Origin of the sequence: Haloarcula taiwanensis, from assembly GCA_002844335.1 — an archaeon.
Taxonomy (GTDB): domain Archaea; phylum Halobacteriota; class Halobacteria; order Halobacteriales; family Haloarculaceae; genus Haloarcula; species Haloarcula taiwanensis.
In genome coordinates, this window is sequence record CP019154.1 from 1,815,394 (window position 1) to 1,840,780 (window position 25,387).

Annotated in this window: 23 protein-coding genes; 12 read left to right on the forward strand and 11 right to left on the reverse strand. The window is 63.7% G+C overall.

Annotated features, from left to right (window positions below; translation table 11 throughout):
- Positions 1-4: 4 nt before the first annotated feature.
- The 3 genes from BVU17_09200 to BVU17_09210 all read right to left on the reverse strand — a co-directional run bounded on the left by BVU17_09200 (position 5) and on the right by BVU17_09210 (position 3,361).
- Positions 5-1,018 (reverse strand): DHH family phosphoesterase, encoded by a 1,014-nt coding sequence (locus tag BVU17_09200; GenBank protein AUG47683.1) that lies wholly within the window; start codon positions 1,016-1,018, stop codon positions 5-7.
- 123 nt (positions 1,019-1,141) lie between these two features.
- A complete protein-coding gene (locus BVU17_09205) occupies positions 1,142-2,227 on the reverse strand; it encodes a sulfate transporter (GenBank protein AUG47684.1) in 1,086 nt (361 codons plus the stop codon).
- 51 nt (positions 2,228-2,278) lie between these two features.
- Positions 2,279-3,361, reverse strand: a complete 1,083-nt coding sequence (locus BVU17_09210) for a cyclic pyranopterin phosphate synthase (protein ID AUG47685.1) — start codon at positions 3,359-3,361, stop codon at positions 2,279-2,281.
- Positions 3,362-3,467: 106 nt separating this feature from the next.
- On the opposite strand from BVU17_09210, the gene BVU17_09215 reads away from it, so the two are divergent.
- On the forward strand, positions 3,468-4,187 hold the full coding sequence (locus BVU17_09215; GenBank protein ID AUG47686.1) for a dehydrogenase: 720 nt from the start codon (positions 3,468-3,470) through the stop codon (positions 4,185-4,187).
- Between the two features lie 27 nt (positions 4,188-4,214).
- Here the strand turns inward: BVU17_09215 and BVU17_09220 are convergent, their stop codons facing one another.
- On the reverse strand, positions 4,215-4,820 hold the full coding sequence (locus BVU17_09220) for a molybdenum cofactor guanylyltransferase (protein ID AUG47687.1): 606 nt from the start codon (positions 4,818-4,820) through the stop codon (positions 4,215-4,217).
- A gap of 86 nt (positions 4,821-4,906) precedes the next feature.
- Between BVU17_09220 and BVU17_09225 the strand changes: the two genes are divergently transcribed.
- The 4 genes from BVU17_09225 to BVU17_09240 all read left to right on the forward strand — a co-directional run bounded on the left by BVU17_09225 (position 4,907) and on the right by BVU17_09240 (position 8,202).
- Entirely contained in the window at positions 4,907-6,679 is a 1,773-nt protein-coding gene (locus BVU17_09225) for an aldehyde ferredoxin oxidoreductase (GenBank protein AUG47688.1), read from the forward strand.
- Positions 6,676-7,407 (forward strand): hypothetical protein, encoded by a 732-nt coding sequence (locus BVU17_09230; GenBank protein ID AUG47689.1) that lies wholly within the window; start codon positions 6,676-6,678, stop codon positions 7,405-7,407. Before BVU17_09225 ends, BVU17_09230 begins: the two co-directional genes overlap by 4 nt.
- Before the next feature lie 47 nt (positions 7,408-7,454).
- Positions 7,455-7,721: a hypothetical protein gene (locus tag BVU17_09235; protein AUG47690.1), complete on the forward strand. Its 267-nt coding sequence runs from the start codon at positions 7,455-7,457 to the stop codon at positions 7,719-7,721.
- A 154-nt stretch (positions 7,722-7,875) separates the two neighbouring features.
- The gene (locus BVU17_09240; GenBank protein ID AUG47691.1) at positions 7,876-8,202 is read left to right on the forward strand and encodes a hypothetical protein; all 327 of its coding nucleotides are present in this window, start codon (positions 7,876-7,878) and stop codon (positions 8,200-8,202) included.
- A 212-nt stretch (positions 8,203-8,414) separates the two neighbouring features.
- Here BVU17_09240 and BVU17_09245 read toward each other — a convergent pair whose 3' ends face one another.
- Positions 8,415-9,632 carry a hypothetical protein gene (locus tag BVU17_09245; protein ID AUG47692.1) on the reverse strand — a complete coding sequence of 406 codons (1,218 nt, stop codon included), beginning with the start codon at positions 9,630-9,632 and terminating at the stop codon, positions 8,415-8,417.
- 246 nt (positions 9,633-9,878) lie between these two features.
- Here BVU17_09245 and BVU17_09250 point away from each other — a divergent pair, with 246 nt between their 5' ends.
- Together BVU17_09250 and BVU17_09255 are read left to right on the forward strand one after the other, a co-directional pair.
- Positions 9,879-10,154, forward strand: coding sequence for a hypothetical protein (locus tag BVU17_09250; protein AUG47693.1), 276 nt, complete (start codon positions 9,879-9,881; stop codon positions 10,152-10,154).
- On the forward strand, positions 10,147-10,380 hold the full coding sequence (locus BVU17_09255) for a hypothetical protein (protein ID AUG47694.1): 234 nt from the start codon (positions 10,147-10,149) through the stop codon (positions 10,378-10,380). The genes BVU17_09250 and BVU17_09255 overlap by 8 nt, the downstream gene beginning before the upstream one ends.
- Position 10,381: 1 nt before the next feature.
- On the opposite strand, the gene BVU17_09260 is transcribed toward BVU17_09255, so the two are convergent.
- Both BVU17_09260 and BVU17_09265 read right to left on the reverse strand, forming a co-directional pair.
- Positions 10,382-11,008 (reverse strand): molecular chaperone TorD, encoded by a 627-nt coding sequence (locus tag BVU17_09260; protein AUG47695.1) that lies wholly within the window; start codon positions 11,006-11,008, stop codon positions 10,382-10,384.
- Positions 11,005-13,137: a ferridoxin gene (locus tag BVU17_09265; protein ID AUG47696.1), complete on the reverse strand. Its 2,133-nt coding sequence runs from the start codon at positions 13,135-13,137 to the stop codon at positions 11,005-11,007. Before BVU17_09265 ends, BVU17_09260 begins: the two co-directional genes overlap by 4 nt.
- A 235-nt stretch (positions 13,138-13,372) precedes the next feature.
- Between BVU17_09265 and BVU17_09270 the strand changes: the two genes are divergently transcribed.
- The 4 genes from BVU17_09270 to BVU17_09285 are packed head-to-tail and all read left to right on the forward strand — an operon-like array spanning position 13,373 to position 18,895.
- Positions 13,373-16,774: a formate dehydrogenase gene (locus tag BVU17_09270; protein AUG47697.1), complete on the forward strand. Its 3,402-nt coding sequence runs from the start codon at positions 13,373-13,375 to the stop codon at positions 16,772-16,774.
- A gap of 11 nt (positions 16,775-16,785) precedes the next feature.
- On the forward strand, positions 16,786-17,448 hold the full coding sequence (locus BVU17_09275; protein ID AUG47698.1) for a formate dehydrogenase: 663 nt from the start codon (positions 16,786-16,788) through the stop codon (positions 17,446-17,448).
- A complete protein-coding gene (locus tag BVU17_09280) occupies positions 17,445-17,855 on the forward strand; it encodes a hypothetical protein (GenBank protein ID AUG47699.1) in 411 nt (136 codons plus the stop codon). Before BVU17_09275 ends, BVU17_09280 begins: the two co-directional genes overlap by 4 nt.
- Positions 17,852-18,895, forward strand: a complete 1,044-nt coding sequence (locus BVU17_09285) for a hypothetical protein (protein AUG47700.1) — start codon at positions 17,852-17,854, stop codon at positions 18,893-18,895. The genes BVU17_09280 and BVU17_09285 overlap by 4 nt, the downstream gene beginning before the upstream one ends.
- A gap of 27 nt (positions 18,896-18,922) precedes the next feature.
- On the opposite strand, the gene BVU17_09290 is transcribed toward BVU17_09285, so the two are convergent.
- The 4 genes from BVU17_09290 to BVU17_09305 all read right to left on the reverse strand — a co-directional run bounded on the left by BVU17_09290 (position 18,923) and on the right by BVU17_09305 (position 23,345).
- Complete coding sequence (locus tag BVU17_09290; GenBank protein ID AUG47701.1) at positions 18,923-19,321, reverse strand: hypothetical protein; 399 nt, start codon at positions 19,319-19,321, stop codon at positions 18,923-18,925.
- A 934-nt stretch (positions 19,322-20,255) separates the two neighbouring features.
- Positions 20,256-21,020 carry an IclR family transcriptional regulator gene (locus BVU17_09295; protein ID AUG47702.1) on the reverse strand — a complete coding sequence of 255 codons (765 nt, stop codon included), beginning with the start codon at positions 21,018-21,020 and terminating at the stop codon, positions 20,256-20,258.
- A gap of 324 nt (positions 21,021-21,344) precedes the next feature.
- Complete coding sequence (locus BVU17_09300) at positions 21,345-22,208, reverse strand: fumarylacetoacetate hydrolase (GenBank protein AUG47703.1); 864 nt, start codon at positions 22,206-22,208, stop codon at positions 21,345-21,347.
- A 534-nt stretch (positions 22,209-22,742) separates the two neighbouring features.
- A complete protein-coding gene (locus BVU17_09305; protein ID AUG47704.1) occupies positions 22,743-23,345 on the reverse strand; it encodes an SAM-dependent methyltransferase in 603 nt (200 codons plus the stop codon).
- 95 nt (positions 23,346-23,440) lie between these two features.
- Here BVU17_09305 and BVU17_09310 point away from each other — a divergent pair, with 95 nt between their 5' ends.
- Positions 23,441-25,114 (forward strand): AMP-dependent synthetase, encoded by a 1,674-nt coding sequence (locus BVU17_09310; protein ID AUG48883.1) that lies wholly within the window; start codon positions 23,441-23,443, stop codon positions 25,112-25,114.
- Positions 25,115-25,387 lie beyond the last annotated feature (273 nt).

Consider the following 25,387-nt stretch of genomic DNA (forward strand, 5'->3'; position numbering starts at 1 on the left):
CGAGTTAGCTCTCCTCCGAGAGATTCAATCCGGCAAACAGCCGCGCCGAGATCACTTGCTCGACGATGTCGACGAGGACGGTGTCGTCACTCGTGTAGTCGGCGAAGATACCGAGTGGCACCTCGCCGCCGGCCATCTCGCGGTGTCCGCCTGCGCTCCCAACATCGCTCAGGGACTCGCTCAGCACGTCGCCGATGTTGACCCGGGAGTCGGTCGACCGGGCGCTGAGCTGGATAGCGTCTTCGACAATGCCGAAGACGATGGCTGTCTCGACGCCCTCAAGCGTCGCCAGATAGTCGGCCGCCTGCGGGAGTGCGTCCCGCTCCCCTGTCCGGCCGACGTGTGATATCAGCACCGACCCGCGGACCGTCCGGTTCTCGATTGCGTCGGCGATTGCATCGACGGTCGCGCCGCTGACAGACGGCGAGGAGAGCTGCCGCAACAGGCCAGAGTCGGCCGTGTCGGCCAGAAAGCCGGCCGCGCCGTACTCGTCCGGCGTCACGCCGCGCAGGAACCCCAGCGTCTCCCGCCGGATGGCAAACAGCAACGCTGTCGCCAGACGGTCATTGAGTTCGATGTCGAGGTCTCGGAGGTACTCGGTCAGTATCGTCGCCGTCGCTCCGATCTCTTCCCGGTGGTCGACGAACGTGGCCGCGATATCCTCGGCTGGGTGATGGTCGATGACGATGTCAACCGAGACATCTTCGGGGACCCGGTTGTTCGACCCCGGAACAGAGTGGTCAACGAAGGCGAGCAGCTCCGAAGACTCGCGGTCGGTCACGTCGGCCGGGTCGAACTCCCGGAGGTCCATCTCCAGCAGATTGACGAACGAGCGGTTCTGCTGGTGTGAAATCTCCCCGCTGTAGAGGATTCGCCGTTCGTCGATGCCGATGGCGGCCGCGATGCGACCGAGCGCGAGCGCGCTGGCAAGACAGTCGGGATCGGGGTTGTTGTGACAGACGATAGTGAGTGAGTCGGCTTTTCCAAGCAGATTTTCGAGTTCCGTTGCAGGGCGCATCTATCAGTTGCCCCTTCGACCTCCTGATACAAGCGTGTGGGGGCCGGCAGACACGCAGTGTATAGAAGCCAAGAACAGCCGGAAAGCCACGGTTGGCGGCCCTCGCGGGACGCGCTGCAATGCTCACGACCGGGCGCGCAGTTGCTGGACGAGAACGCCGAGGACGAGTGCGAGACCGAGGTTGACGAGCACACCGAAGACACCGATAGCCGCGACAGCTGCCAAGTCGTCCGTTCTGGAAACCCCGGTCCAGCCCAACTGGAGCGCGATCAGTACCAGAATGACCCCGAGAAGCGCCGTCGGGTAGGCCGCGATGACACCGACAGCGAGGAACGCGGTCAGCACGTAGCCCGCGCCGAGTATCAGATTGGCACCGGGCGTTCTGGCCCCGAAAGCGTACTTCCCGGCGACGCCGCCACTCCCGTGACACATCGGAAACGCGCCGAAAGGAACCGCGACCAGATTCATCAGCCCCATGCTGTTCGAGAGCTGGTCCGCGGATACGTCCTGGTCGAAATAATCGGCGAGCAGGACCGACGTGGCGAGGGCGGCGTTACCGACCGTGACCGCGACCTGAGCGAGGATAGCCTCTACCGTCTGCACCGACAGTGTCATCGTCGGGAGCATAAACATGGCGTCAACCGCTGGAACGGCCGGCGTCGGAACCCCGGTCTCCACGAGAGCGATGGCCGCTCCAAAGACGAAGACGGCGAAGGCGCTCTGCCCGCTGTAGCCGACCACCGCAAGGACAGCGACGATACCGGCGGCGACGGCCACGAGCTTCGGGTCGTCGAGTCCGAGACCGACGCCGGTCTCCAGCAGGACCAGCGCGACACCGAGTTGTACCCCACGAACAACAGTGTCATCGACGTACTGGTTGACAGTTTCGAGCGACTGTGTGGTGCCAAGCGCGAGTAAAAGCACTGCCAACAGGAGCCCTGCGACGACGAGTTCCCCGGTCGAAATGGTCCCGGCGATGACCAGCGCGGCGAAAGCCTTCATCGGCTCGACCGATATCGGAGCACCGTAGTACAGCCCCCAGACGACCTGAAACACGCCGAACCAGACGAGCATGACTGGGAGCGAAAGCTCTGTCAGCACGGCGACAGCCACGACAACCGGGAGCACCGTCGCAGAGTCCCCGACTGCTCCGGTCAGTTCGGTCCACGACAGCGAAACCGTCGTCCGGTCGCGGAACCGGAAACTCATGACGGTTGGTACCGACGGCGAAACAGTGAGCGTACCGGCCCGCGGCGGCCGCTACTCCGAGTACTCGTAGGGCGCACGGTCCCCGTCAGTGTCGATGTACGCCTCGTTTATCTCCCACTCGCCGTCCTCTGTTTCAACCATGTACTCGCCGTAGTAGGGGACGCGGGTGTCGACTGTCTCGCGGAACGCGGCGCGCATCGACTCCTTGGTCGTGCCGATGTCGCGCAGGTCGTCGTTGCGGTTCAGACAGCCCTTGAGATACCCGTCGTGGGTGAGCCGGACGCGGTGGCAGTTCGCACAGAAGTTCTCGTTGCCGACGGGGTCGACGATTTCGACCATCCCGCTGTTGTGGTTGTTGACCGGCTCCGTCCGAACGCCGCCGTCGGACGCGGCCAGCGATGTGGTCGCGCCGCTACTTTCGACCGCCGCGTCACTGCTGTGCATCCAGTAGCGCTTGCGGTCGTGCATCTCCCGGTGTTCGACCTTGTCGGCGCGGTCTTCCAACCAGTCGTGGACGCGGTCGATGTCGATGGCCCACTCCGGGTGGCCAGCCAGCTCGGGCATGTACTCGATGAGTTGGAGCTGGAGGCCGGGGTTCTCGGCGACGTGGTCGACCATCTTCGGAACGTAGCCCGCGGTCGGCTCGAAGACGACCATATTGAGCTTCACCGGGGCGAGGCCGGCGTCCAGCGCCGCTTCGACGCCTTCGAGAACGCGGTCGTAGGCCCCGCTCTGTGTCAGTTCGGCGAAGGCCTCGCTATCGAGGGCGTCCTGCGAGACGTTGACTCGCTCGAGTCCGGCGTCGACGAGGTCCGGGGCGCGTCCGGGGAGGAAGGTGCCGTTGGTCGTCATCGACACCTCCATCTCGTCGGGGGCGCGGCGGACAATCGCTTCGAGGTCTTCCCGAAGCATCGGCTCCCCGCCGGTGAACTTCACCGAGTCGACCCCGAATTCGGCGGCGACTTCGAGGAAGGCCACGATGGTGTCGGCAGTGAGTTCGTCGTCCTGTGCCTCCATCGGGCCCCGTGTGTCGCCCAGCCCCTCGTTGTGGCAGTAGACGCAGTCGAAGTTACACCGGTCGGTGAGGGAGACGCGGACACCGGAGACCTCGCGACCGAAGTCGTCTTCGAGCATATCCTTGCTAACTGTTCACAGCACAGCCTATTAAATGGCGTGACTGTTCCGGTTCCGTCGTCGGACACGGGGTAACGATTAACCAGACCACCGCCCTGCACTGCGTATGGACATCGTCGACGCGCTGGACGGGCGACATGGGACCACCTGCTTCGTCGGCGCTGGGGGGAAGAAGACGACGATGGCAACGCTCGCAGCGCGACTGGAGCAGGCAGTCGTCACCGCGACGGTTCGGATACCCATCTTCGACGGCTGGGTCGCGGACGTTGTCGTGACTGAGAGCCCCCGATCAGCCATCGACACGGCGTCTGCGTGGCCGCTGGGCGTCGTCCCGGCACAGGAGCGACCGGACCGCTACCGCGGCTACGACCCGGAAACCGTCGCCGACCTGGCTGACATCGCGTCCCCGATTCTGGTGAAAGCTGACGGCGCGCGGATGCGGGAATTCAAGGCGCCGAGCGACCGCGAGCCACAGCTCCCCGCGACGGCATCGACGGTCGTCCCCATCGCGAGCGCACACGTCGTCGGCGAACCGCTGACGGACGACATTGTCCATCGGGTCGACGAGGTGGCCACAATCACAGGGCGTGCCCCCGGCGACGAGATTCGACCGAGAGATGTCGCCGCGGTGCTCGCCAGCGGCCGCGGCGGGCTGAAAGACGTGCCAGCCGACGCGACCGCGATTCCGCTGCTCAACATGGTCGACGACGAGCGACTCGAAACGAACGCGCGGGCTGTCGCCGAGGCGATTCACGACCGCGCCGACGTGCCACGCGTGGTGCTCGCGGAAATGCGAGCCGACGATCCACTGGTGGCAGTCGTCTGAGAGCGAGCCGACGCCGGCCCCGTTCGTTCAAAACCGCTCGGCCGCGGCCTCGAACTCCTCGCGGGTGTTGAGGTTCTCGAACGTCTCCAGCGTGGTGTGTTCGAGCACGGCTTCGCGCTCAACGACGACGTAATCGAGGTCGAACAGCGGTTCGACGACCTTGTGCTCGCCGCGCTCCAGCGCTCGCCGGCAGGCGTCGTGCATCGCGTCCGCGTGATACACTGCCTGCGTCGTCTGAAACCACTCGTCCGGGCGCGGAACTGCGGCCTCGTGGGACGCCGCCTGCTCGAACAGGTAGTCGACGAATGTCGGATCGACAAAGGGCATATCGCAGGCCACCACGGCGGCGTACTCGCTGTCGACGGCCTCCAGCCCGGTCGCGATGCCCGCCATCGGCCCCTGGTCGGGGTCCGCATCGAGCGCGAACGTCGGGTCGAGGGCGTGGCCTGACAGCGCGGCGTCGATGGCCTCGACCTGGTCCTCGCGGCAGTTCACGACGAGCTCGTCGACGACCTGACCCAGTCGGTCGGCGACGCGGCGAATCATCGGCGTGCCAGCGAGGTCGGCGACGGCCTTGTCGCTGTCGCCGAACCGCGTCGACCGGCCGCCAGCGACGATAGTGCCTGCGCGCATACCCTGCCTTCTCGGCTCTGGCAGAAAGGCGCTTCGTGCATGGCTGGTGGGGATAATCCTTTAGTCGACAGACGGAGGAGTGAGGTATGATGACAGTAGCCAACCGGGACCGGATGCTCCACGTCGACCTGTCGTCGGCGTCAGTCGAAAGCCGTCCGGTCCCAGAGGGTTGGCGTCGCCAGTTCGTGGGCGGCAAGGGACTCGGCGCTCGGTACCTGTACGACGAACTCGACGCCGGCACCGACCCGCTTGGCCCCGAGAACCTCCTGTTGTTCATGCTCGGGCCGGTATCGGGGCTGTTGCCGGGTGAGACGAGATATGCCGCAGTCACGAAGTCGCCCCTGACCGGCGGCTTCCTCGACTCGTACGCGGGCGGGACGTTTCCGGACACGCTAGCCGGCGCGCTGCGGAACCACATCGGGATTCTGGTCACCGGGCGCGCGCCGGAGCCGGTCACACTTGTCGTGGAGGACGACGGCGCGACGGTCGAACCCGCCGAGACGTGGGGACAGGACACAGCCGAAACTGACGCGGCGTTCCCCGAGGCCGCAGTGGCGTGTATCGGGCCGGCCGGCGAGCAGGGCGTCGCATTCGCCACCATCGCCTCCGACGGCGGCGAACACCACGCCGGGCGAGGCGGTGCCGGGGCGGTGATGGGCGCAAAACGGCTGAAAGCCGTCGTCGTTCGCGGCGACCCGCCGACGGACCTCGCGGAGTTACGGGAACGGTACGCAAAGCGGTACCGCGAGGGCGACACCGGCCAGTGGCTACAGGCCAGCGGGACCGTCGAGACGGTCGATTTCGCCAACGAGGTCGGCGCGCTCTCGACGCGCGGCTGGGAGGACGGCCAGTTCGAGGGCGCCGACGGCGTCGGCATCGAGGCCGTCCAGGAACTCGCCGCAGGCCGGGAGTACGACGACGAGGGTAGCCCCGGCGGCTTCCGCGTCCAGACCGAAGACGGCGAGACCATCCCGCGCGGCGCGACAGCGATGAGTCTCGGGGCCGGGCTCGGCATCGACGACTTCGATGCCGTGGCGGCGCTGGGCGAGACCTGCAACCGGCTGGGGCTCGACCTCATCAGCGCCGGGAGCGCCGTCGCGTGGGCCATCAAGGCCGGCGATGCCGGCCTGCTCGACCGCTCGCTCGAGTACGGAAGTCCCGACGATGCGCAGGCGCTCCTCGAAGAGATTGTCGCGCGGGAGACAGCGCTCGGCGACGCTCTGGCCGACGGTGTCGATGCGGCTTCAGACCGTCTGGGCGGAGCCGACCTCCTGCCGACGGTCAAGGCCATGGAACTGCCCGCCTACGACCCCCGCGGCGCGCGGAGCATGGCGCTGGCGTACGCGACCAGCGACCGCGGGGCCTGCCACCGGCGGGCGCTCCCCATCGAGCGGGAGGCCTTCGACGGCGACTGGAGCCCCGAGCGGGCGGCCGCAGCCGTCATTCGCGAACAGGACCAGCGCTCGGCACTGTGGTGTCTCATCGTCGACGACTTCGTCGGCGACGCCTTCGACGACCTCGGCGCGGAGTGGCTCGACGCTATCGGCCTCGACACGGACGACGACCTCGCGACGGTCGGTGAGCGCGTCTGGACACTCACTCGCCTGTTCAATGTCCGCGAGGGCGTCTCGCGGGCCGACGACGAACTCCCGGCAAAGCTACAGGAACCGCTCGATTCGGGACCGAACGCGGGCGCGGCGGTCGACGCCGAGTCTTTCGACGCGATGCTCGACGCCTACTACGGCCAGCGCGGCTGGGACGCCGACGGCCGGCCCACCCGCGAGACGATAGAGCGACTGGGCCTCACGGACCCACTCGACCCGTCGACGCTCCCGGCAGGCAGGACACTCGGAGAATGACAGACCAGATAGACCTCGACGACCTCGACGTACAGGACGACGAAGAGACGCCGAACCGGGGCGACTGGTTCTGGAGCGGGGAGGGCGAACCCGAGGACGAACCGGTGCCAGCCGGGGACGGGGCGGCATCGGCTGACGACGCCACGGACGCGAGCGCAGACGCGGACAGCGAATCGGCCGACAGCCCGGGCGGCCAGCCGGTCCCTCACGTCCCGCGGGAGAACAAGGACAAGCCGGTCGGCATCCCGACGGACAGCGGCGGCGCGGGCGGCGCGGCCGCGGCCGACACCGACTCAGCCTCGAATGTCGCCGAGGACCCGGACGCTGGCGAGGAGGCCGTCGAAGCGAGCGGTCCGCACGGCGGCGGCATCGACGACATGACGATGGCCGTGACCTACGACGCGGCCCGGCAGTTCGCCGACCCGCAACTGGTGTTCCGTGAGGCGCGGGGATGGGCCGACTGGGTCGGTATCGTCGGCGACGTCGACGCCTTCGTCATCAACAAGTTCCAGCGCGACCACGGCATCGACGCCGACTTCTTCAGCGGCGCGGGCCAGGAGCCGGCCGAGCGCCTCGCCGACATCGACGAGCACTCGATGTTCTACGCCGAGCGGATGGTCCTGGTCGGCCGCCCGGACGACGAACCCGTCGCCGAGCGGGCCGGCTGGGAGTTCGTTCCGCTCGCCGACGCCGCAGAGAAAGCGGACTGGGACCTCGTCGACGGGTAACGCCGTATTTTATAATGCTTGCTGGTCATTGTCATACACGAACAACAATGACACTTCGAACCGCGATCCAGCAGTCGAAGATACTCACGTTCGTGGTACTGGGAGCCTTCGTCTGGCTCTTACTGACACTGTTCGATGTCGCGTCGACCATCGACCTCGCGACCGGGACAACCTCATTCGTTGGCCAGAACGCGCTGGGCGGGGTCGCCGGGGTGCTCGTGTTGACCATCGTACTCGGGGCGCTCGTGGTCCTGTACTCCGAGATTACCGAGACGGACCCGGCTCCGCAGTCGTGGCCGCCATCCGAAGAATGACCTACTACAGCTGCGAGGAATGCGGCCAGATGATAGACCTCTCGGCGTTCGAGGGGCAGCCGCGCCGGCAGGAGTGTCCGGTGTGTGAGGAGACGACGCTGTGGACGCCCGAGTTCGAGGGCGAGGGGGTGTCGTTTTGACGCTCGCCTTCGAGGTGAGCGACCGGCTGTACGAGGCCGCCCAGGAGTGGGCCGACCGGCGGCTAGAGGACATTGACGAGGCGCTGGAGACCAAAGTCGAGCAGGCGCTGCTAGAGATTGAACACCTCGTTTCACAGTCCCACGACGTGGTCTTCGAGGTCGACGGCCGCGAAATACGGTACGAACCGACCGAGGAACTGGCCGCGTTGCTCCGTCGACAGGCCGAAGAGAGCGGGATCGACGAGAGTGCCGTTCTGAAGATGCACGTCGACCTCTACGCCAACGCGTTCCTCGACGAGGTGACGGACGAGCAGAAACCGCCGGGGACGCCGTCTGAGTGACGGCACCAAAATTTAAGCCCAGTCACTGTGACAGTTGATACATAATGGCACACGAACAAGGCGAGTGGAAACCCAAAGGTGCGACAGAGACGTTCAACGGCTTCGAGGTCTGGGACCACGGCGTCTGGCCGGCTGACGTGAACCAGAACGACACGACGAGCGACGAGGAGTAGCGGCGTCCGCCTTCAATTCTCACAGCTGATCAGCGGCGGCTACGGGGCCGGGAAGGCCCGCTTGTCGCGGGGCGGGACGTAGAAGTTCGAGCGTGACACCACCTCGATGAACTCCAGCAGACCGTTGTTCTGCCGGTCCCGGAGCTCTTCGTGTTCTTCCCGGAGCCACCAGCCGTTCATCGCGTCCCGGACCTCTTCGAAGTCACGCGGGTGCTCCTGTAGCGAGAGGAAGTGCAGGCCGGCCTGACCGCCGTCAATCGTGTTGAAGTCCCGCCGGAGAAGAATCGGCTCTCCGTCCTTGCGGGCGCGGGCCACCTTCTCGAAGTGGCCGACCTCCCCCTCGCTGCTCGCGTGCTCGCGGACCACGTCGGCGAAAGGGAGGTCGCCCCTGTCGATGTCCGCCGGCGAGAACTCCGCAGAGAACAGTCGCTTGACGCGGTCGGACTGGGCGAGTTCCCACCAGGTATCGAAGGCCTCGTTGATTCGTGAGAGGTGTATCGTCGTCCCGCCGGCGTAGGGACCGTCGTCGATTGTAACGCGGTCCTCGCTGGCCTGGGTGCCGGACCGGCCGGCAAAAAAGCCAGAGAACATATAAGACTCCTCGGGGATGTCGGCAGGGACGCCTTCGGCATCAGCGTGGGCCGCCGGGAGTCCCTCGCCGATGAAGCCGCCGCGGCGGTCGGCGACGGAGAACACGTCACCAAGCCGGCCCTGAATCTCCGTATCGGCCAGCCTCGGCCGCGTGTCGAACATCGCGGATTCTGCGGCGGCGAGGTGCGAGGGAACGTCGCTCGCGAGAACGAGCATCGCGTCGAAAGACTGCAGGTCGGGGTCGTCCGTCCGGGAGAGGGCTCGCGGGCTGCGTATCGGGGACGTATCGAGCGACCCGTAGGTGTCGAAGTAGTTCGTCCCCCAGGCGAGCATGTGCAGGAGCCCTGCACTGTTGAATTCATACGCGTCTTCCAGTGTTCGCATCGCTAGCTCGACAGTCTCCGCGGCTGCATCCGACGGCTCGGTGTCGAGGTCGAGCATGAACAGCCGGAAATGATGTGGCAGCAGGTCGTTGCCGGCGGCATCGCTCCGGAGGCGCTCGTTCCAGGCGTGTTGCCGTATCGGGAGTTCGTCGGCTCGCGGGTTCGGGTCGAGGTCACCCGTCGGTGACTCCGCTTGTCTGGCCAGCAAGGACGAACAGCCGCTGAGACCGGCCGCTCCGGTGAGTGCAGAGAGCCGAAGCAGCAGTCCGCGGCGCGAAGTCATGGTATACTATCACAGGGGTGGAACTACGGGGAGAAAAACTTTGTCTCAGGAGCACAGGTCGCAACGGTTTTTTAGTTGCCAGTCCGTACCACATTCCATGTTAACTATACCCATTCACTCGGAACCGGGACTCAATCTCCCGTTTCCACCCGATATGGGCGCGGCAGTCCTCGGTGTCGGGCTGGTCGTCCTCGCCGTCATCACGTACGATATCTATCAGCAGCACTGGGCCGGAGAGGGTACCTGATGGCCACCGAGCAATCGAATTCCAGGCTGACCGCCGTTTCACTTCTCGGATATCTCCGAATTCTGGTTTACACCCTCGCTACGCTGCTGGCGCTGTCACTGCTTGTTGTCGGCACAATCGGCCTCATCGCCGAACTCAAGGGGAGCTGGCACTGGCAGATTCACCTCGAATCGACCATCAGCTACATCGGGCTGTTCGTCAGCCGCCTCCTGATGGTCCTCGTGCCGCTGTTCGTGGTCCTCGTCGTCGGTCGACGGGTGGTCCCCGATGCGTGAGCGACTGCGTGTGAACCCATTCGGGGTAGTCGCGGCGGTGTCGGTCACGCTGCTCTGCGTGCTGGTCGCGGGTGCGGGAGCGGTCGCAGTCATCGCACAGTCGGTCAATACCTGGCGGTCGCTCTTTCTCATGGAACAGGCGATGGCGTTCCTGCTGCCCGCGGTGAAGGTCCTGCTGGTCGTCGGCCTCGTCGCCAGCGTGGGGCTCGTCCTCCGCATCCAGTAGCCTAGCCGATCTGGGCGACGATTTCGTCCTCGAAGCGGACCAGGCCCTCACAGACTAGCGCCGCCGCGAGGAACAGTCCGTCGTCGGCCTCCTCGCGCATCTCGTCGGTGAAGTCGACGACCCACTCGCTGAGGTGTTGCTCGATGAACACCCGCTCGTAGCCGACGGTCTCCTCGTCGCCCTCGCGCTGGCGCTCGATGAGATAGCGCAGGAACGCCAGTTCGACGGCGATGAAGTCGTCCTCCTCGGGGTACTCCTCGGGGGGTGCCCACCCCGCCGCGGCGTAGCTGGCATCGACCTCGGCCAGCCCCTCGCCGATGAACTCCGTGTCCTCGCGGTAGTTCGTCTCGTGGGGCAACACCGGCGGGCGCGGGCCGACGAGCAGGTCCGTGTACTCCCGTTCGAGGTCGTCACGCACCGCCGACACCGACCGGTCCGCGTTGTCGTCGATCCACGCCCGTAGCATCTCGAAGCCCTCGTCCAACTGGTCGTTGATGGAGTCGCCCGGCAGCTGCACGTCGCCGCTCAACAGCCGCTCGACGAACGCCTCGTCGGGCACGTCCCAGAACACGTCGATGACGAAATCGACCAGTTCGAGGCGGGCCTCGTAGACGGCCGCGTCGTTCATCGTTTCTCCCCCTGATCGAACAGCAGACGGCTCCGACAGTCGCTACAGTACTCGAAGACCGAGTGGTCGGCGTCGGGGGCCAGGCCCTCGACCTGACTGCCGACCTCCTCCTCGATTTTGGTCGCGGAGGCGACGCTGGTGAACGGCTTGCCACAGCGGACGCATTCGAGCATGTCGCCGTCGTGGACGGTCACCCAGGCCTCGCCGCCCCGGTTCTCCGGGAGCAGGGAGCGGTCCAGCCCGTCGTGCATCGTAATCGCCGTCTCGGGACACCCCTCCTCGCAGAGCCCGCAGTTCACGCAGTCCGCGTGGTTGAACGCCAGTTCGCCCTCGCCGGTCCGCTGGATAGCGTCGGTCGGACAGAGGTTCGTACAGGTCGGCGTCAGCGTGCACGCGTCGCTGACGTCCATGACGCCGAAGTCCTTCAGCCCGCGAATTACCTCCCGCTCGGGGTCGACGTGGTCGAGGATGGTTCGGACGCTCTCTAGAGTCCAGCCGTGGCTGTCGAAGTCGGGGTTGGGGCGGGGTTCCTCGCGGTCGGCGTCGCTGCGGCCCGTCGCCTCGTAGTCGCCGGCCGGTATCGGCGTCTCGTCGAGGCCGAACTCGACGAACCCGGACAGTGACTCGGCGAAGGCCTCGGGGTTGCCCGCTTCCGGGGCGAAAAAGCCGACGCGGTCGCCTAGGCCGAGGTCGGTCGTCGCCTGATTGAGCCGGTCGACGAGGTCCTGCTTGGGGTCCGGCCCGGAGTGGAGACAGGAGCCGCCACAGCCGACGATGGCGACGCCGTCCGCGCCGGCCGCCAGCGCGTGCATGACGTGTGCCTCGCCGACCGTGTCGGTGCAGTTGACCCGGACCGGGAGGATGGGCGGGTAGTCGAGGTCCCCCGACTGGACGGCCTTCCGTCCGTGCGCCCGGAGCCGCTCCATGGCGTACTCCGAGCAGACGAACGCGATGACCTGCGTATCGATGCCGTCGTCGCCGCGCGAGAGCAGGCCACCGTCGGCGTCGTCCTCCAGCAGCGCCTCGACTTCGCGTGCGAGCCGGCGGTTCGACGGCTCGCGGAGCTGTGTCGCGCCCGTCGGACAGGCGCTCGTGCAGGCCCCGCAGTTCTCGCAGGCGGCCTCGTCGAACTCCACGGAGTCGATGGTCGGCCGGTCGACCGCGCCGTGGGGACAGGCGTCGACGCAGGCCGTACACCCCTCCTGACTGGACGCGCCAGCGGCACAGACGTCCATCTCTAGGTCGAGGAACTGCGGCTTCTCGATGCCGCCCAGTTGCGATTCGACGGCGGCGATAGTGCCGGCGTCGACCGGGCCGGTGTAAAAGCCCAGCCGGCCGCCGCGGGCGTCGTCGCGGCCGCCGGGGTAGATGACCTGGTCGACCTCGACGGTGCGCGTGACCCCCGCCAGGTCGATGGCGTCGGTCGGACAGGTGTCCGTCCACGCGCCGTCCGGTGCGTCCGGGTAGATGTCGACGGGGAACTCCGTCACCATGCCGTCGGGACCCTCCCGCACGCAGTCCATGCAGTCGATGCAGTCGTCGGTGACGCGGGCTTCCAGCGTGAGTTCGTACTCGCCGTACGAGCCCTCGATGTCGACAACCCGCCCGCGCTCTATCGTCACATTGCTCAGCCCTTCCACGTCAGCGAAGTCCTGCCCGTCCGCGATGACCGTCACGTCGGCGTCGTCGGTCAGCGACCGGGCGGTCCCCGGGTCGCCGACGACGGCGACGCGGTTGCCGGCGTCTTTCGACACCGTTCGCGAGGGTGCTTCCTCGCGAAGTCCCGCGCGTGTCGCGTTGATGAGGCGGGCCGTCTTGTCGGTTGCCGCCGCCTCGCCGTGGACCCAGGCGTTGGTCTCCCGATGGTCGACGAACACCGACGCCTCGGGGTGCAGGCCGTGCTCGTCCGCAAGCCCGCGAATGCGGTCCTGACACGACGGTTCTGGCGTCGTCGCGATGATCTGGTCGAGGTCGTACTCCTCGATGACCTGTGACATCCCGGCCAGCCCGTCCTGGCAGAGCAGTTCGGAACTGGCGACGACATCGACATCGTCGACACCGTCCCGTACCGCTTCGAGGTCGATGTTACACGACCCCCCACAGGAACACACAAAGGCACCTATATTCATTAATCATGCAAAATCCTGTCGAAGTAATAGAACTTGCGGAGTGTTCACATATGTGTTCGTGAACACAACCCCCAAAATTTTGGCCCGTCAAAAAATCCCCAGTAATAATCATGGCAAAATATGACACCTTTTATCATACATGACAGTGAATTTGTAGCACGCCTAGTTAGACAATGACAAACCAGATTGCGTGGCAAACGTGGACAGCATCGGTAATGGGTGGGCACCATTCACCATGAGTACACAACAGGACCCAGTCTCACTGGACCTCGACCGGCGCTCGTTTATGAAAGCGAGCGCCCTCGCAGGGGGCGTCGCCCTCGGCGTCAGCGGCGCTGGTCGGGCACTTCAGGAGGACGGCGAGGAAACGGACGGAGCAGACACGGACACCGAACTGACCAAGACAATCTGCAACTACTGTTCGGTGGGCTGTGGCTTCCGCGGCGAGCGACAGGGTAATTCCTTCGTCGGCATGGAGCCATGGCACGAACACCCGATAAACGCCGGGTCGCTGTGTTCGAAAGGGGCTGGCATCTACGAGACCGAACACTCCGAGAAGCGTCTCAAGCACCCGATGATACAGGAGGACGGGGAGTGGCGCAAGATGGGGTGGAACGAGGCCTACGACCGTCTGGCGACGGACATCCGGGCGCTGTGGCCCGACGACGACACCTCACCGGACGAGGCCGTCGACGTCGACGCGGAGCACAGCCGCGAGAGCGTGATGTTGCTCGGCAGCGCCCACCACTCCAACGAGGAGGCCTACGCCATCCGGAAACTGGCGGCGTTCATGGGCACGAACAACATCGACCACCAGGCCCGGATTTGCCACTCCACGACGGTGACTGGGCTGGCAAACACCTGGGGCTACGGCGCGATGACGAACACCGTTCAGGACTACCGGAATTTCGACCTGAATATCATCATCGGCCAGAACCCCGCCGAGGCACACCCCATCGCGATGCAGCACATCCTCGAGGGGCAGAAACGCGGCGGGACCATCCTCAATCTGGACCCGCGGTTCACCAAGACCTCGGCCCACGCCGACGAGTTCATGCGGTTCCGGCCGGGCACCGACGTGGCCCTGATGATGGGTATCATCAAAGAGCTCCGGGACAAGCACGGGCTCGCGATGGACCCGGACGCGGACGACAGCGGGCAGAACATGCTGACCGACCGCGTCCAGGGCTGGGAGGACGTCGACGCTGAACTCGACCAGTACGACAAGGAGACCGTCGAGGAGATAACCTGGGTGTCCGCCGAGGACATCGAGCGCATCGCCGACATGATAGACGAGGCCCGGCCCCACATCCAGATCGAGTGGGCGATGGGCGGGACCCAGCACAACAACGGGACCCAGAACATCCGCTCGTACGCGATGGCGAGTCTCGCTTCCGGGAGCGCGGCCCGGAGCGGCGGCGGCCTCCAGGTCATGCGTGGCCATGCAAACGTCCAGGGTGCGACCGACCTCGCGGTCGCGAGCCATATCCTGCCGGGGTATTACGGTCTCTCAGCCGGCGGCTGGTCCTGGTGGGCCGAAATCTGGGACCGGACCCCGGAGACCAGCGGCGACACATCGTTTGCGGACATGTACAACCGGTTCGAACTGATGCCGCCGGAGAAGTATGTCCGCCAGAGCCCGAACTACGAAGGGAGCGAGGACGCCGACTCGCTACCGCCGAACGCCGACCACGGGCCGAACAACCCGGCGGAGAACTCGATGATGTTCCAGAACGGGCTGACGGTGGCCCGCTGGTTCGAGTCGGCGCTCGACCGGGAGGACCGGTACCAGGAGACGCCGATATACCAGCCCGACCAGACGAAAATCGCGTTCTTCTGGGGGCACTCGGCGAACTCCATCAGCGAGATGGAGCAGATGAAAGAGGGGATGGAGAACCTCGACCTGCTGGTCGTTATCGATGTGTTCCCCTCGGTCGCGAGCGTCCTCCCGGACTACGAGGACGGCCCGCCGGTGTTGCTGTTGCCGGCGTCGAGCCAGTACGAACACTACCGGTCGCTGACCAACACGAACCGGTCGGTGCAGTGGTCCGAGCCGGTCCGCTCGCCGGCCCACAACTCCAAGCCGGACCTCCAGATAATGCAGGAGCTGGCCGGCTATCTCGGCTTTGGCGAGCACTTCGACTGGGGCGCAGGCTCGGAGCTGTACAACGGCAAGTCCAGCTACGAGGGCGTCGTCCGGGAGTTCAACCTCGGGACCAACACCATCGGCTACCGGCAGACCCCCGAGCGCCTCCAGCAACACTTAGAGTACGACTGGGCGTTCTCCAACGAGGACCTCAAAGGGGCCGAAGGAACGCCGGTCGCAGGCGAGTACTGGATGCTCCCCTGGCCCTGCTGGGGCGAGGACCACCCGGGCACCCCGATTATCTGGAACGACGACTTGGACCCCAACAACGGAGGGCAGGACTTCCGGACCCGCTGGGGCGTCCAGGCACCCACGCCGGAGGACTGGGAGGCGATGCCGACCGACGACGACTACCCGATGCAGGAGACGCTCGACGCCGTCGGCGACCGGTACGAGAGTCAGGAAGAAGCGCTTGACCTGACCCGTGCGCCGTACGACCCAGAGTGGGCCGACGACGACGATACGGCCGCGGACGGCATGATTCACGGCATCCCGGAGTACCCGGGCTGGAAGGTGACGCCGCCACAGAGCCTCGTCGACCCCGAGCAGGAGGTCCAGCCGGACGAACTCACCATCCCACAGCAGTACGCGCTCGACAATCAGGAGTCTGTGTACACCGCCGCGCAGGCGCTGAACGACCCTGACACCGGGAGTGCAGTGTTCGACGAGTACCTTGAAACGATGATTGGCGAAGGCGTCGACCCCGAGTTCTACGAGGAGTACGACTACGCCCAGCCCGACGCGCCGACCGGGCGCGGCCGGGCACGGGCCGTCGTCTGGAGCTTCCTCGACAAGGTGCCGGTCCACCGTGAACCCATCGAGGGGCCGGACACGGAACTGCTGAACGAGTGGCCAGCGAACGGCCAACAGCGGAACTTCTACCGCCTCGACCAGAACAACCTCGTCGAGCAGGAACGGGCCACAGATATAATCCACAATCAGGACGACGGTCCAGATCTTGACACCATCATGACCAGCGGGCGGCAGGTCGAACATCAGGGCGGCGGCGCGGAGACGCGAAACAACATCCACACCGCCGACCTCCAGCCGCACATGTACGCGGAGATTACGCCGAACAAGGCGGAAGAACTCGGCGTCGACGGCGGTGATCTCGTGGTCATCTCCTCGACGGACCGTGGCTCCGTGCTGGTGAAAGCCCGCGTGACGGACCGGCCGAACGACCAGGAGGTGTTCCTGCCGTACCACTGGGGCGGCGTGTTCAAAGGCGAGAGTCTGGAGGACAAGTACCCGGACGGCCACGTCCCCTACGCCATCGGGGACTCGGCGAACGCCATCACGTCCCGGGGCTACGACGTAGAGACACAGATGCAGGAGACAAAGGTGTCGATGGTCGCGGTCAACCCGGCGACACCGGCGGTACTGGACCGGTACAACATCGACGTGGACCTCGACTTCGACTTCCCGCAGGACGTGAACGACGTCGGGACCCAGAAGGACTTCGATGTCCGCGACAACTCGACGGTGCAATGAGGTGAGCTAGTATGTCAACAGGAAATGAAGTAATGCACGACGGCGTGATGAGTACCGGCGAGGACGCGCGCATCTTCCCGGACGTCGAAGCGTGCATCGACTGTGGCGGCTGTGTCGTCTCCTGTAAGCGTACGTGGGATGTCCCACGGGACGAACAGCGAATCAGTATCGCGACGATGCTCGAAGGCCAGGAGGCAGCCTCCGGGCTCAACGCGAGCAGCGGTCGAGCGATGGAACAGAGCGAATCGCCCGGCGAGACCGCGGTGCCGATGCAGTGTTACCACTGCTCGAACGCGCCGTGTGTGTCGGTGTGTCCGACCGACTCGCTCATCTCGAAGGAGAACGGCTTCGTCCGGGTCCGAGACGACCTCTGTATCGGCTGTCAGTACTGCCTCTCTGCGTGCCCCTTCGGCGCGCCCCAGTTCCCCGACGAGGACGAGGGGGTCGCCAACCTCGTCGGCAGCGGCGGCAATATGGACAAGTGTACCATGTGCGAGGAGCGCCAGGACGTCGGCAAGGGGCCGGCCTGCGCCGAGGAGTGTGCCACTGACGCGATTCTGGTCGGAACGCCTGAACAGATCTCGGACGAACTGGACAACAGGGACAGTGGCACCTTCTTCAACGACGTCGCCATGGACATCATCTTTGGCGAGGACGCCAGTGAGTTCCAATGACAAACACAGAAGACCTTCCAGAGGTGAACGGCTACAGCCGCGTCTCGGTGCTCGTCAGCGCGGTCGTCGGCCTCGTGGTCGCAGGGCTGGCGCTGTTCTGGGCACAGGGATTCAGGCTCGGCTACGAGTCGCTGTACCGGGTCAATCCAAGCGTCGAGGGCGGCGGTATCGGCGCGGACTGGGTGTTCGGCAACACCATCCCCGCGCTCGATTTCCTCATCGCGCTCATCCACGCGGCCGACGTCATCATGGGCGCGTTCATCCTCGTGATGGTGTTCATCCACTGGGCGGCGTTCCAGCGGCTCGCCGGCCAGATGCGCGACCCGGGAGAGGACGTGGGCGAGGCCGTCGCGGCCGACGGTGGCTCGCCGGCTCCCGGTGAAGGACAGGGAGGTGACAGCTCGTGAGCAACCTAGACCACGGGAAGTTCACGCGCGTGACGACCCTGTTCCACTCGCTGCTGGGCCTTGACGTGTTCCTGCTGTTTTTCACCGGCTACGCCATCATGTTCAACGACGAACTGTGGTGGATGCTGACGCTGATGGGCGGGGCCTCCGGTGTGACGGCGATTCACCGCATCACCGGCATCGGGCTGGTCGCGCTCGTCGTCTTCTGGATCACACTGCAGGTGATCTCCTCGACCGGACGGAGCAACTTCGCGAAGATTCTCCCGGCGAAAGACGATGTTGACGCGTTCATTCAGGACATCCAGTTCGTGCTCGGCCGGGTCGACGAACGGCACCCGAGCGCCCGGCAGTTCGCCGGCTACAAGGCCGACGAGGTCCCGCTGCTGTCCTACATCGGCAAGGGCGTCGTGTTCATCTTCTCCATCGAGCTGACCCTGCTTGCGATTTCGGGGCTGCTCATCTGGAGCAAGACCGGCCTCGCTGCGATGTTCCAGACCAAGGCGGCCGCGATGGCCTTCGTGACGTTCCACGGCCTGCTGGGCGTCATCATGCTGATGGGGGTCATGTTCCACATCTTCGAGCACGGGATGCACCCCGCCTTCTACCCCGTCGAGACGAAGGCGTTCATCCCCCGGAGCATGGTGCCCGAGCACCACGGCGACGACGATGAGGAGCCGGACACCACGGGGATTGAGCGCCTCTCGCTGTCCCCGTCGTGGCGAACGGTCTCGACTGTCTTCGGCGCGATGACCGTCATCGGCATCGTCTCGGTGCTCATCGGGAGCATCTTCGACGAGGGCTATCCGGTCCCGCGTGAAATTGCCATCGGCGGCGGACCGTCGAGCATCCTGTTGACCGTCGGTATCAACCTCGGGATGGTCGTGCTCGGCGTCGGCCTCGTGCTCTCGATGTACGGAAACGTCCTTCGCATCCGCTGGGAACAGCAGTTAGAGCAGGAGCGGGAGCCGACGACTGCGGCCGACGGAGGCGAACCCCAGACCGACGGCGGCCAGCCTGAATCAGACGACACCGAGAACTGACCCGACTGAGAACCGTTTTCTGTGCAGCTACGCGATGAGTGCCTGTCCTTCCGGCGATAGCTCGACGCCGACATCCTGTCGGGTCTGCTCCTGAATCTGGTTCAGGTTCCGCGTCAGGACCTTGAGAATGTCTTTGGGTTCCGGATAGACGAGCATGTTGCCGTCGCCGTCCTCCATGACCAGCTGTGTGTCGGAGAGCGCGACCTGATCGCCCTCGATGCTGGCGACGATGACATCCAGTGCTTCCGCGCCGCCGGGGTCGCCTTCCGTCACCTTCGTGATATAGAGCGCATCAAGCCCGATGAGGTCCTTGTACTCGCGGACCTGTTCGGCGCAGGCGACCATGTCCTGTGTCACCGCCGTCTTCTGATCATTCCCATGAGCACCCTCGTAGCAGTGTTTACAGATTCGCAGTTCGAGACGCATGTCCCTGACTATGTGACTGTCTCTCATTACCGTTGTGGCGGGGCCGTGCAACCAGTAGTGTTTACTGTACCGCTGTGAAATGATAGCATATGGCATCAGCGCTCAACGCGGTGTATCTGGCACTGGTCGTCGTCGTCGGTATCGTCGGAACGCTGTTCGTCGCGAGCATCAGGTCCGCTGACGTGCAGCCCAGATGGCTCGAACTATCCTCGATTGGGGTCGTCGTGCTGTTCCTGCTGGGGCTGGGCGTCCAGTTCCTCGCGTAACTGCACACCTCGATCTGACACGCCACTGCTGAAGCGATAGCTATAGCGTGTCCTTCCCTGCGCAAAATATACAGACAGATGAGTGGTAATATATCTCAGTACCAGTAGAATATAGTTGTCTCTATCCAAAACTCGAATATATTTCGCGCTATTTGCATCTACGCTGCTGTGTTAGTACTATATTTCGAAAAATTGTGTCTAAAACAGATATTCAGACGTACTACATCGAAATTCGGTGTGTTTAGCTACTACTTGGAACATATCCAGTGATACGAAACGCGTAATCGATGTGTCTCAGTTAGCGTAACAGTAGTACATCCATTATTGAGATACGGACTACGGCAGAGTCATGGTAGCATCCAGTACCGACCGATGTACGATGACGTTGACAACCGTTCACTCATACGGAACAATACGCAGAGACACCGGTTATCAGCCAACGCTACGAACTAACAGTATCCAATGAAAGCAGGGGCTCGTGTCCCCTTACGGGTGTTATGTGACGATATAATACGTGGCAAACGCTTACGTGCACTTCGAGTTCTCCCTTGACCGGTCTGTGTTGTGCTACAATCGCTGTCCGAGTACGGCCGTGTTGTCGAAAGTACGCTGCTCAAGCGTGGCGTCCACAGGATTGTACTATCGTTCCCCGTCGCTGAACACTGCCGTCACGAATAGGTGACGTTCAGCTCAATCACGTTGGCGACTTCCAGTACTTTCTGCGGGAGTTCCTCGCGGAACCGATCGCCACGGAACCGATTGGTCGGTCCCGAGACGCTGATCGCACCGAGAATGTCGTCATCGTGGTTGAGCACTGGGGCAGCGACGCAGCGAAGCCCTTCGAGACGCTCTTCGTCGTCGAAAGCGACGCCGCGCTCCCGAACGTCCGCTAACTCTTGCTCCAGCTCCGCTCTGGTGCGTATCGACTTGCTGGCCTCCCCACCGAGTCCGTGGCGGTCGACGATTGCATCAATCCGTTCGGTCGGCATGTGTGCGAGAATCGCTTTTCCGAGCGCTGTCGTATGAAGCGGAACGCGCGTTCCGACGTGGGCCTTGACCTGCACGGCTTTGTCTCCCCGAGCGCGGTACAGGTATGACCCGCGGCCGTGTTCTTCGACAAGAATATTCGCGAGTTCGCCGGTTTCTGCAGCCAGCCGATCAACTTCTGGCTTCGCAATCTCGAACAGTTTCTCCCGGTGACGGGCGTACGCGCCCAGTTCCAGGAATCGGAGTCCGACCTCGTACACGCCGTCTCTGTTGACAACGTACTCTTCTTGCTCCAGCGTGCTCAAGTAGTTGTGAACCGTGCTCTTCGGGATGCCGAGGTGCTGTGCCAGTTCGGTGACTCCGGCCCCATCGAGGTCTTTCAGTGCGTCAAGCACCTCGAATGTCGTCTCGGCGGATTTGACTGGGTTTTGAGCGGTCTTTGCCATACCCGGTCATGGTACGCCCTCGTATTAAACAGTTGTTCAAACATCTGGGACAGAGCGGTGGCTTCGACGGCACACTGGTCCCGGTCATGGCATATCAATAGCACCTCATTGCAGACTGTAGCGCGTCTGTTTCGGCCGATTGTCGCAGACAGCGATACCCACGGCGCGGGCAGTCAAATGAAGTGTAATAACTCCGTCGGCGCACATCCCTACCAGACCCACACACAGGCGCACAATCGAAATCAAGCCGAGGGGTGAGCGGGGTATCACGCTGTGACACCCTATCCAAAGCGGGTACTGACCCGTGCTCGGTCCGATGGTCGCTCAGACGACTGTAACGGGATTTTTCAGCGTTCCGATGGACTCGATGTCGATAGTGACTTCATCTCCCTCCTGCAGCGTGAAATCGTCGTCGGGAACGAGCGAAGTACCGGTGAGTAGCACTGACAGCTCGGGGACTGCGTTGTGTGCGGTGTAGTACGAAACGAGTTCCTCGCAGGTGCGTTTCATCTCGCTGGTGTTGGTCTCGCCGTGATAGACACGGTCGCCGCCGCGGTGAATCGACATCGAGAGCGTCAGCGAGTGCGGGTCCTCGATATCCGTGGCGACGGCCGGGCCGACCGAACAACAGCGGTCGTACACCTTAGCCTGGGGCAGATACAGCGGGTTCTGCCCCTCGATAGACCGACTGCTCATGTCGTTACCGACAGTGTAGCCGACGATTTCTCCTTCGTAGAGAACAACCGCGAGCTCAGGCTCGGGCACGTCCCAGTCTGAGTCGGCTCGGATACCGACCGCTTCGCCGGGACCGACAGTCCGATTCGGCGTCGATTTGAAGAATATCTCCGGTCGCTCCGCGTCGTACACGTCGAGGTACATCTCGGGCGTGTCGCTTTCCTCCGTCCGCGCTTCTTCGCTGATCTGGTATGTCACGCCAGCGGCCCAGACTTCGTCGGCAGTAACGGGATCGGTCGCATCTGCTCCGAGCCGCTGTTCGGACACTGCCTCGGCAGCATCGAGGTGGCGGGCGCTGAGTTCGTCCGGCGGGGTCTCCGCAATCGACGATGATTTGAGGAGGTCACGGAACGTTCGGAGCTGGGGCTTGACGCTGGTCAAATCGTACGTACTGTCCCCAGTTTCGACCGCTAACCGCTGTGAGTTCCCGTCGCGTAGCTGGTAGTATCTCATACAGAGATGCAAACTGCAACACTACATGAATCTTGTGCTGCCAACGGTATGGCTCTTGCCTGTCGTAAGACCGCACTGATATTTGCTGTGGAAGGCGGCTATCCGGTGGTAGGCAAGTAATTGGGCGCAACCACTATGTTCCACAGAGCTACACACGCCCAACTTCCTGCCGTCGGGCAACAACCACCTTTCAATCAGGCGGATCTCTGTTCAGCAATACGGAACACTGCGAATGACAGACGTACATACGTTATTCTGATATCCCAGTGTGTGTCGTGAGACCCAGCAGCTCAGTTCCTATTCGAGGCACAGGTGTTTGAGTGATAGCATTACGGCTTTCAATCCGCCACCACCTTTGTAATGTCCATTTGCAACAAGTCACAAGCAATAGATAAATCGCACGCGAATTCTGCAAGCACTGCCCACACGGTTACAACCACACTCGGACTTTTCTGATCCATATTCGAGTATACAAGCAGATATTATCGACATATGTCATTGCTAGACTGGATACAGCGTTTTTAATATCAATTCTCACTTGGGAACCCGAAAAATCCGAACAGTATCGCGCTTTCCATCTATCGAATCCACTTCGATAAGTCCACAGTCTGTGAACACCGCCTTCCAGTCCCGATAGTACAGCGGGACGTTGTCATCGACGTAGTTTACTTCACCTGCGTCGCCACCTTCGTTCTCGACGGTGATTAGCAGATCGTCCACAATCCGTGCCAGTTCCTCGAACGCCCAGTCGACATCCGGATGGAGGTGCTGGAGGGTTTCGACTGAAAAAACGGCATCGTACGTGTCATCCGCGACATCCGTGACGAAGTCCTCGATAGCCATCGCGTGGAACGAACCGTCGGCCGCGAGTTCGGGATACGTCTCGGCAAGGATGTCCAGCGCGTCGGCGTTGATATCGACTCCGGTTAGATCAGAGTAGCCAGCGTCGGACAATGCGGCGAGGTGCCGCCCGGAACTGCACCCGACCTCTAGAATAGCCGCGTCTCGCTCGACATGCTCTGCAAGTATCGACTGCACCAGCTCACTCGTCTCGTCCGCTCCATAGTAGGCATAATACGCGGGAGAGTACTCGCCGGACCGGTCGGCCCACTCCTCGCGAATGTCGGTAGAGTCCACGGTCAACTCGGGTGGGGAAGACGGAAAGTTCTGCCGGAACGGTCGTGATGACCATGACCGAAAGACGCAACAGCCACCCAGACGACCAGCATGCCATGGGCTGGACAGTGATGCCGGACTTCGAGGGACACGACGAGGCACGCGAGCAGTTCACCTGGGAACTGCCGGAGTCGTACAATCCGGCCGTCGACTTCCTGCAAAAACACGACGACCCCGAACGGGTAGCGCTCGAACAGGCGTACCCCGACGGGCGACGCGAACAGTACACGTTCCGCGAACTGGACGCGCTATCGGACCGGTTCGCGACTGGGTTGGCTGGGCTCGGCGTTGAGGCTGGCGACCGAGTCGGTGTCGTCGTGCCACAGAAGCCACAGAACCCGGTTACGCACCTGGCGAACTGGAAGCTCGGAGCCGTGTCGGTTCCGCTGACGGTCCTGTTCGGCACGGACGCGCTCCAGTACCGACTGGACGACGCCGGCACGAACGTCGCGATTATCGATCCGGCCGTGCGTGACGACATCGACGCAGTTCGGGATGCCTGTCCGGCGCTGGAACACGTCGTCGAAATCGAAACCGACGCGCCGGCGGGTGATGTCCACGCCTTCGAGGATGTGCTCGCCGCGCCGGAAAACACCGACATCGAACCCTACGAGTCCACGCCGGACACCGATACAGCGATACTGTACACGAGCGGGTCGACCGGGCCGCCGAAGGGCGTCCGCCACTCCCACGCGCTCTGGCTCGGGCGCGCGGCGGCGGCGTACAACTTCTTCGACCAGGGACTCGGCCCGGACGCGACCGTCTGGACGCCCGCGGACTGGGCCTGGGGCGCAGCGCTGGGCGGGACGCTCTTTGCGACGTGGCACCACGGCGGGACCGTCGTCGGCTACCCCGCTTCGGGCTTTGACCCCGACGAAGCGTTCGGCCTGCTCTCGGAGTTCGGCGTCACCCGGTCGTTCGTGCCCGCGACGGCCCTCCGGATGCTGATGGACGTCGAGAACCCGACGGCGACGTACGACCTCGACGTCGAGACCATCGCCGTCGGCGGCGAGTCGCTGACGCCGGAAATCGTCGACTGGGTGGCCGAGACGTTCGACTCGGTCACCATCAACGAGTTCTACGGGCAGACGGAACTGAACCTCGTCGTCGCCAACAACTCGAACTGGTTCGACACCCGGCCCGGCAGCATGGGCAAGCTGCTGCCGGGCTATGACCTGGCGATTCTGGACCCCGAGGCCGCCGACCGCGGCGTCGCCGACCCCGTTCCGGCCGGCGACCTCGGCGAGATAGCGCTGCGCCCCCACGACCGCTCGGTGTTCTTCGACGAGTACTGGAACATGCCCGAAAAGACGGCGGCCAAGGAGGTCGAGGGCTGGTTCGTCACCGGCGACCTGGCCCGGCAGGACGACGACGGCTACGTCTGGTTCAAATCGCGCAAGGACGACGTCATCATCACGAGCGGCTACCGCGTCGGGCCGACGGAGGTCGAGAGCGCGATTCTCGAACACCCCGACGTGGTCCAGGCCGGCGTCATCGGCGTCCCCGACGACACGCGCGGGGAAATCATCAAGGCCTACGTCGAGACGGCCGCGGACGCGCCGGCACGGGAGACGCTCCGGTCGGAAATCGAGTCCGTCGTTCGGGACCACCTCGCCGAGTACGAGTACCCCCGCGAAATCGAGTTCGCAGACGCGTTGCCACAGACGACCAGCGGGAAAATCCGGCGCACAGAACTCCAGGAGTGGCACGCCGACGGCGAGTCATCGTAGCTTTCGGGACCGAACAGTCACTTGGTGCCGAAATCGGTGAAGTGAACACCACATCTGGGACGCTGTGTTCGTATCCTGGTTTTCTATCGATGCGTCGGCATAAATGCCTGAACCCATCACGGATTATGTTCAGAAATTGCGGTTTATGAGCAATATATAGTAATAAATACCGTCATTATACGCTTAAATACGAAATACGACACCAAATTAACGGCGCTTGGAGACTCTAACGCAATACGGATTCGAGACACCGGTCAGTTACCTGTCGATAGC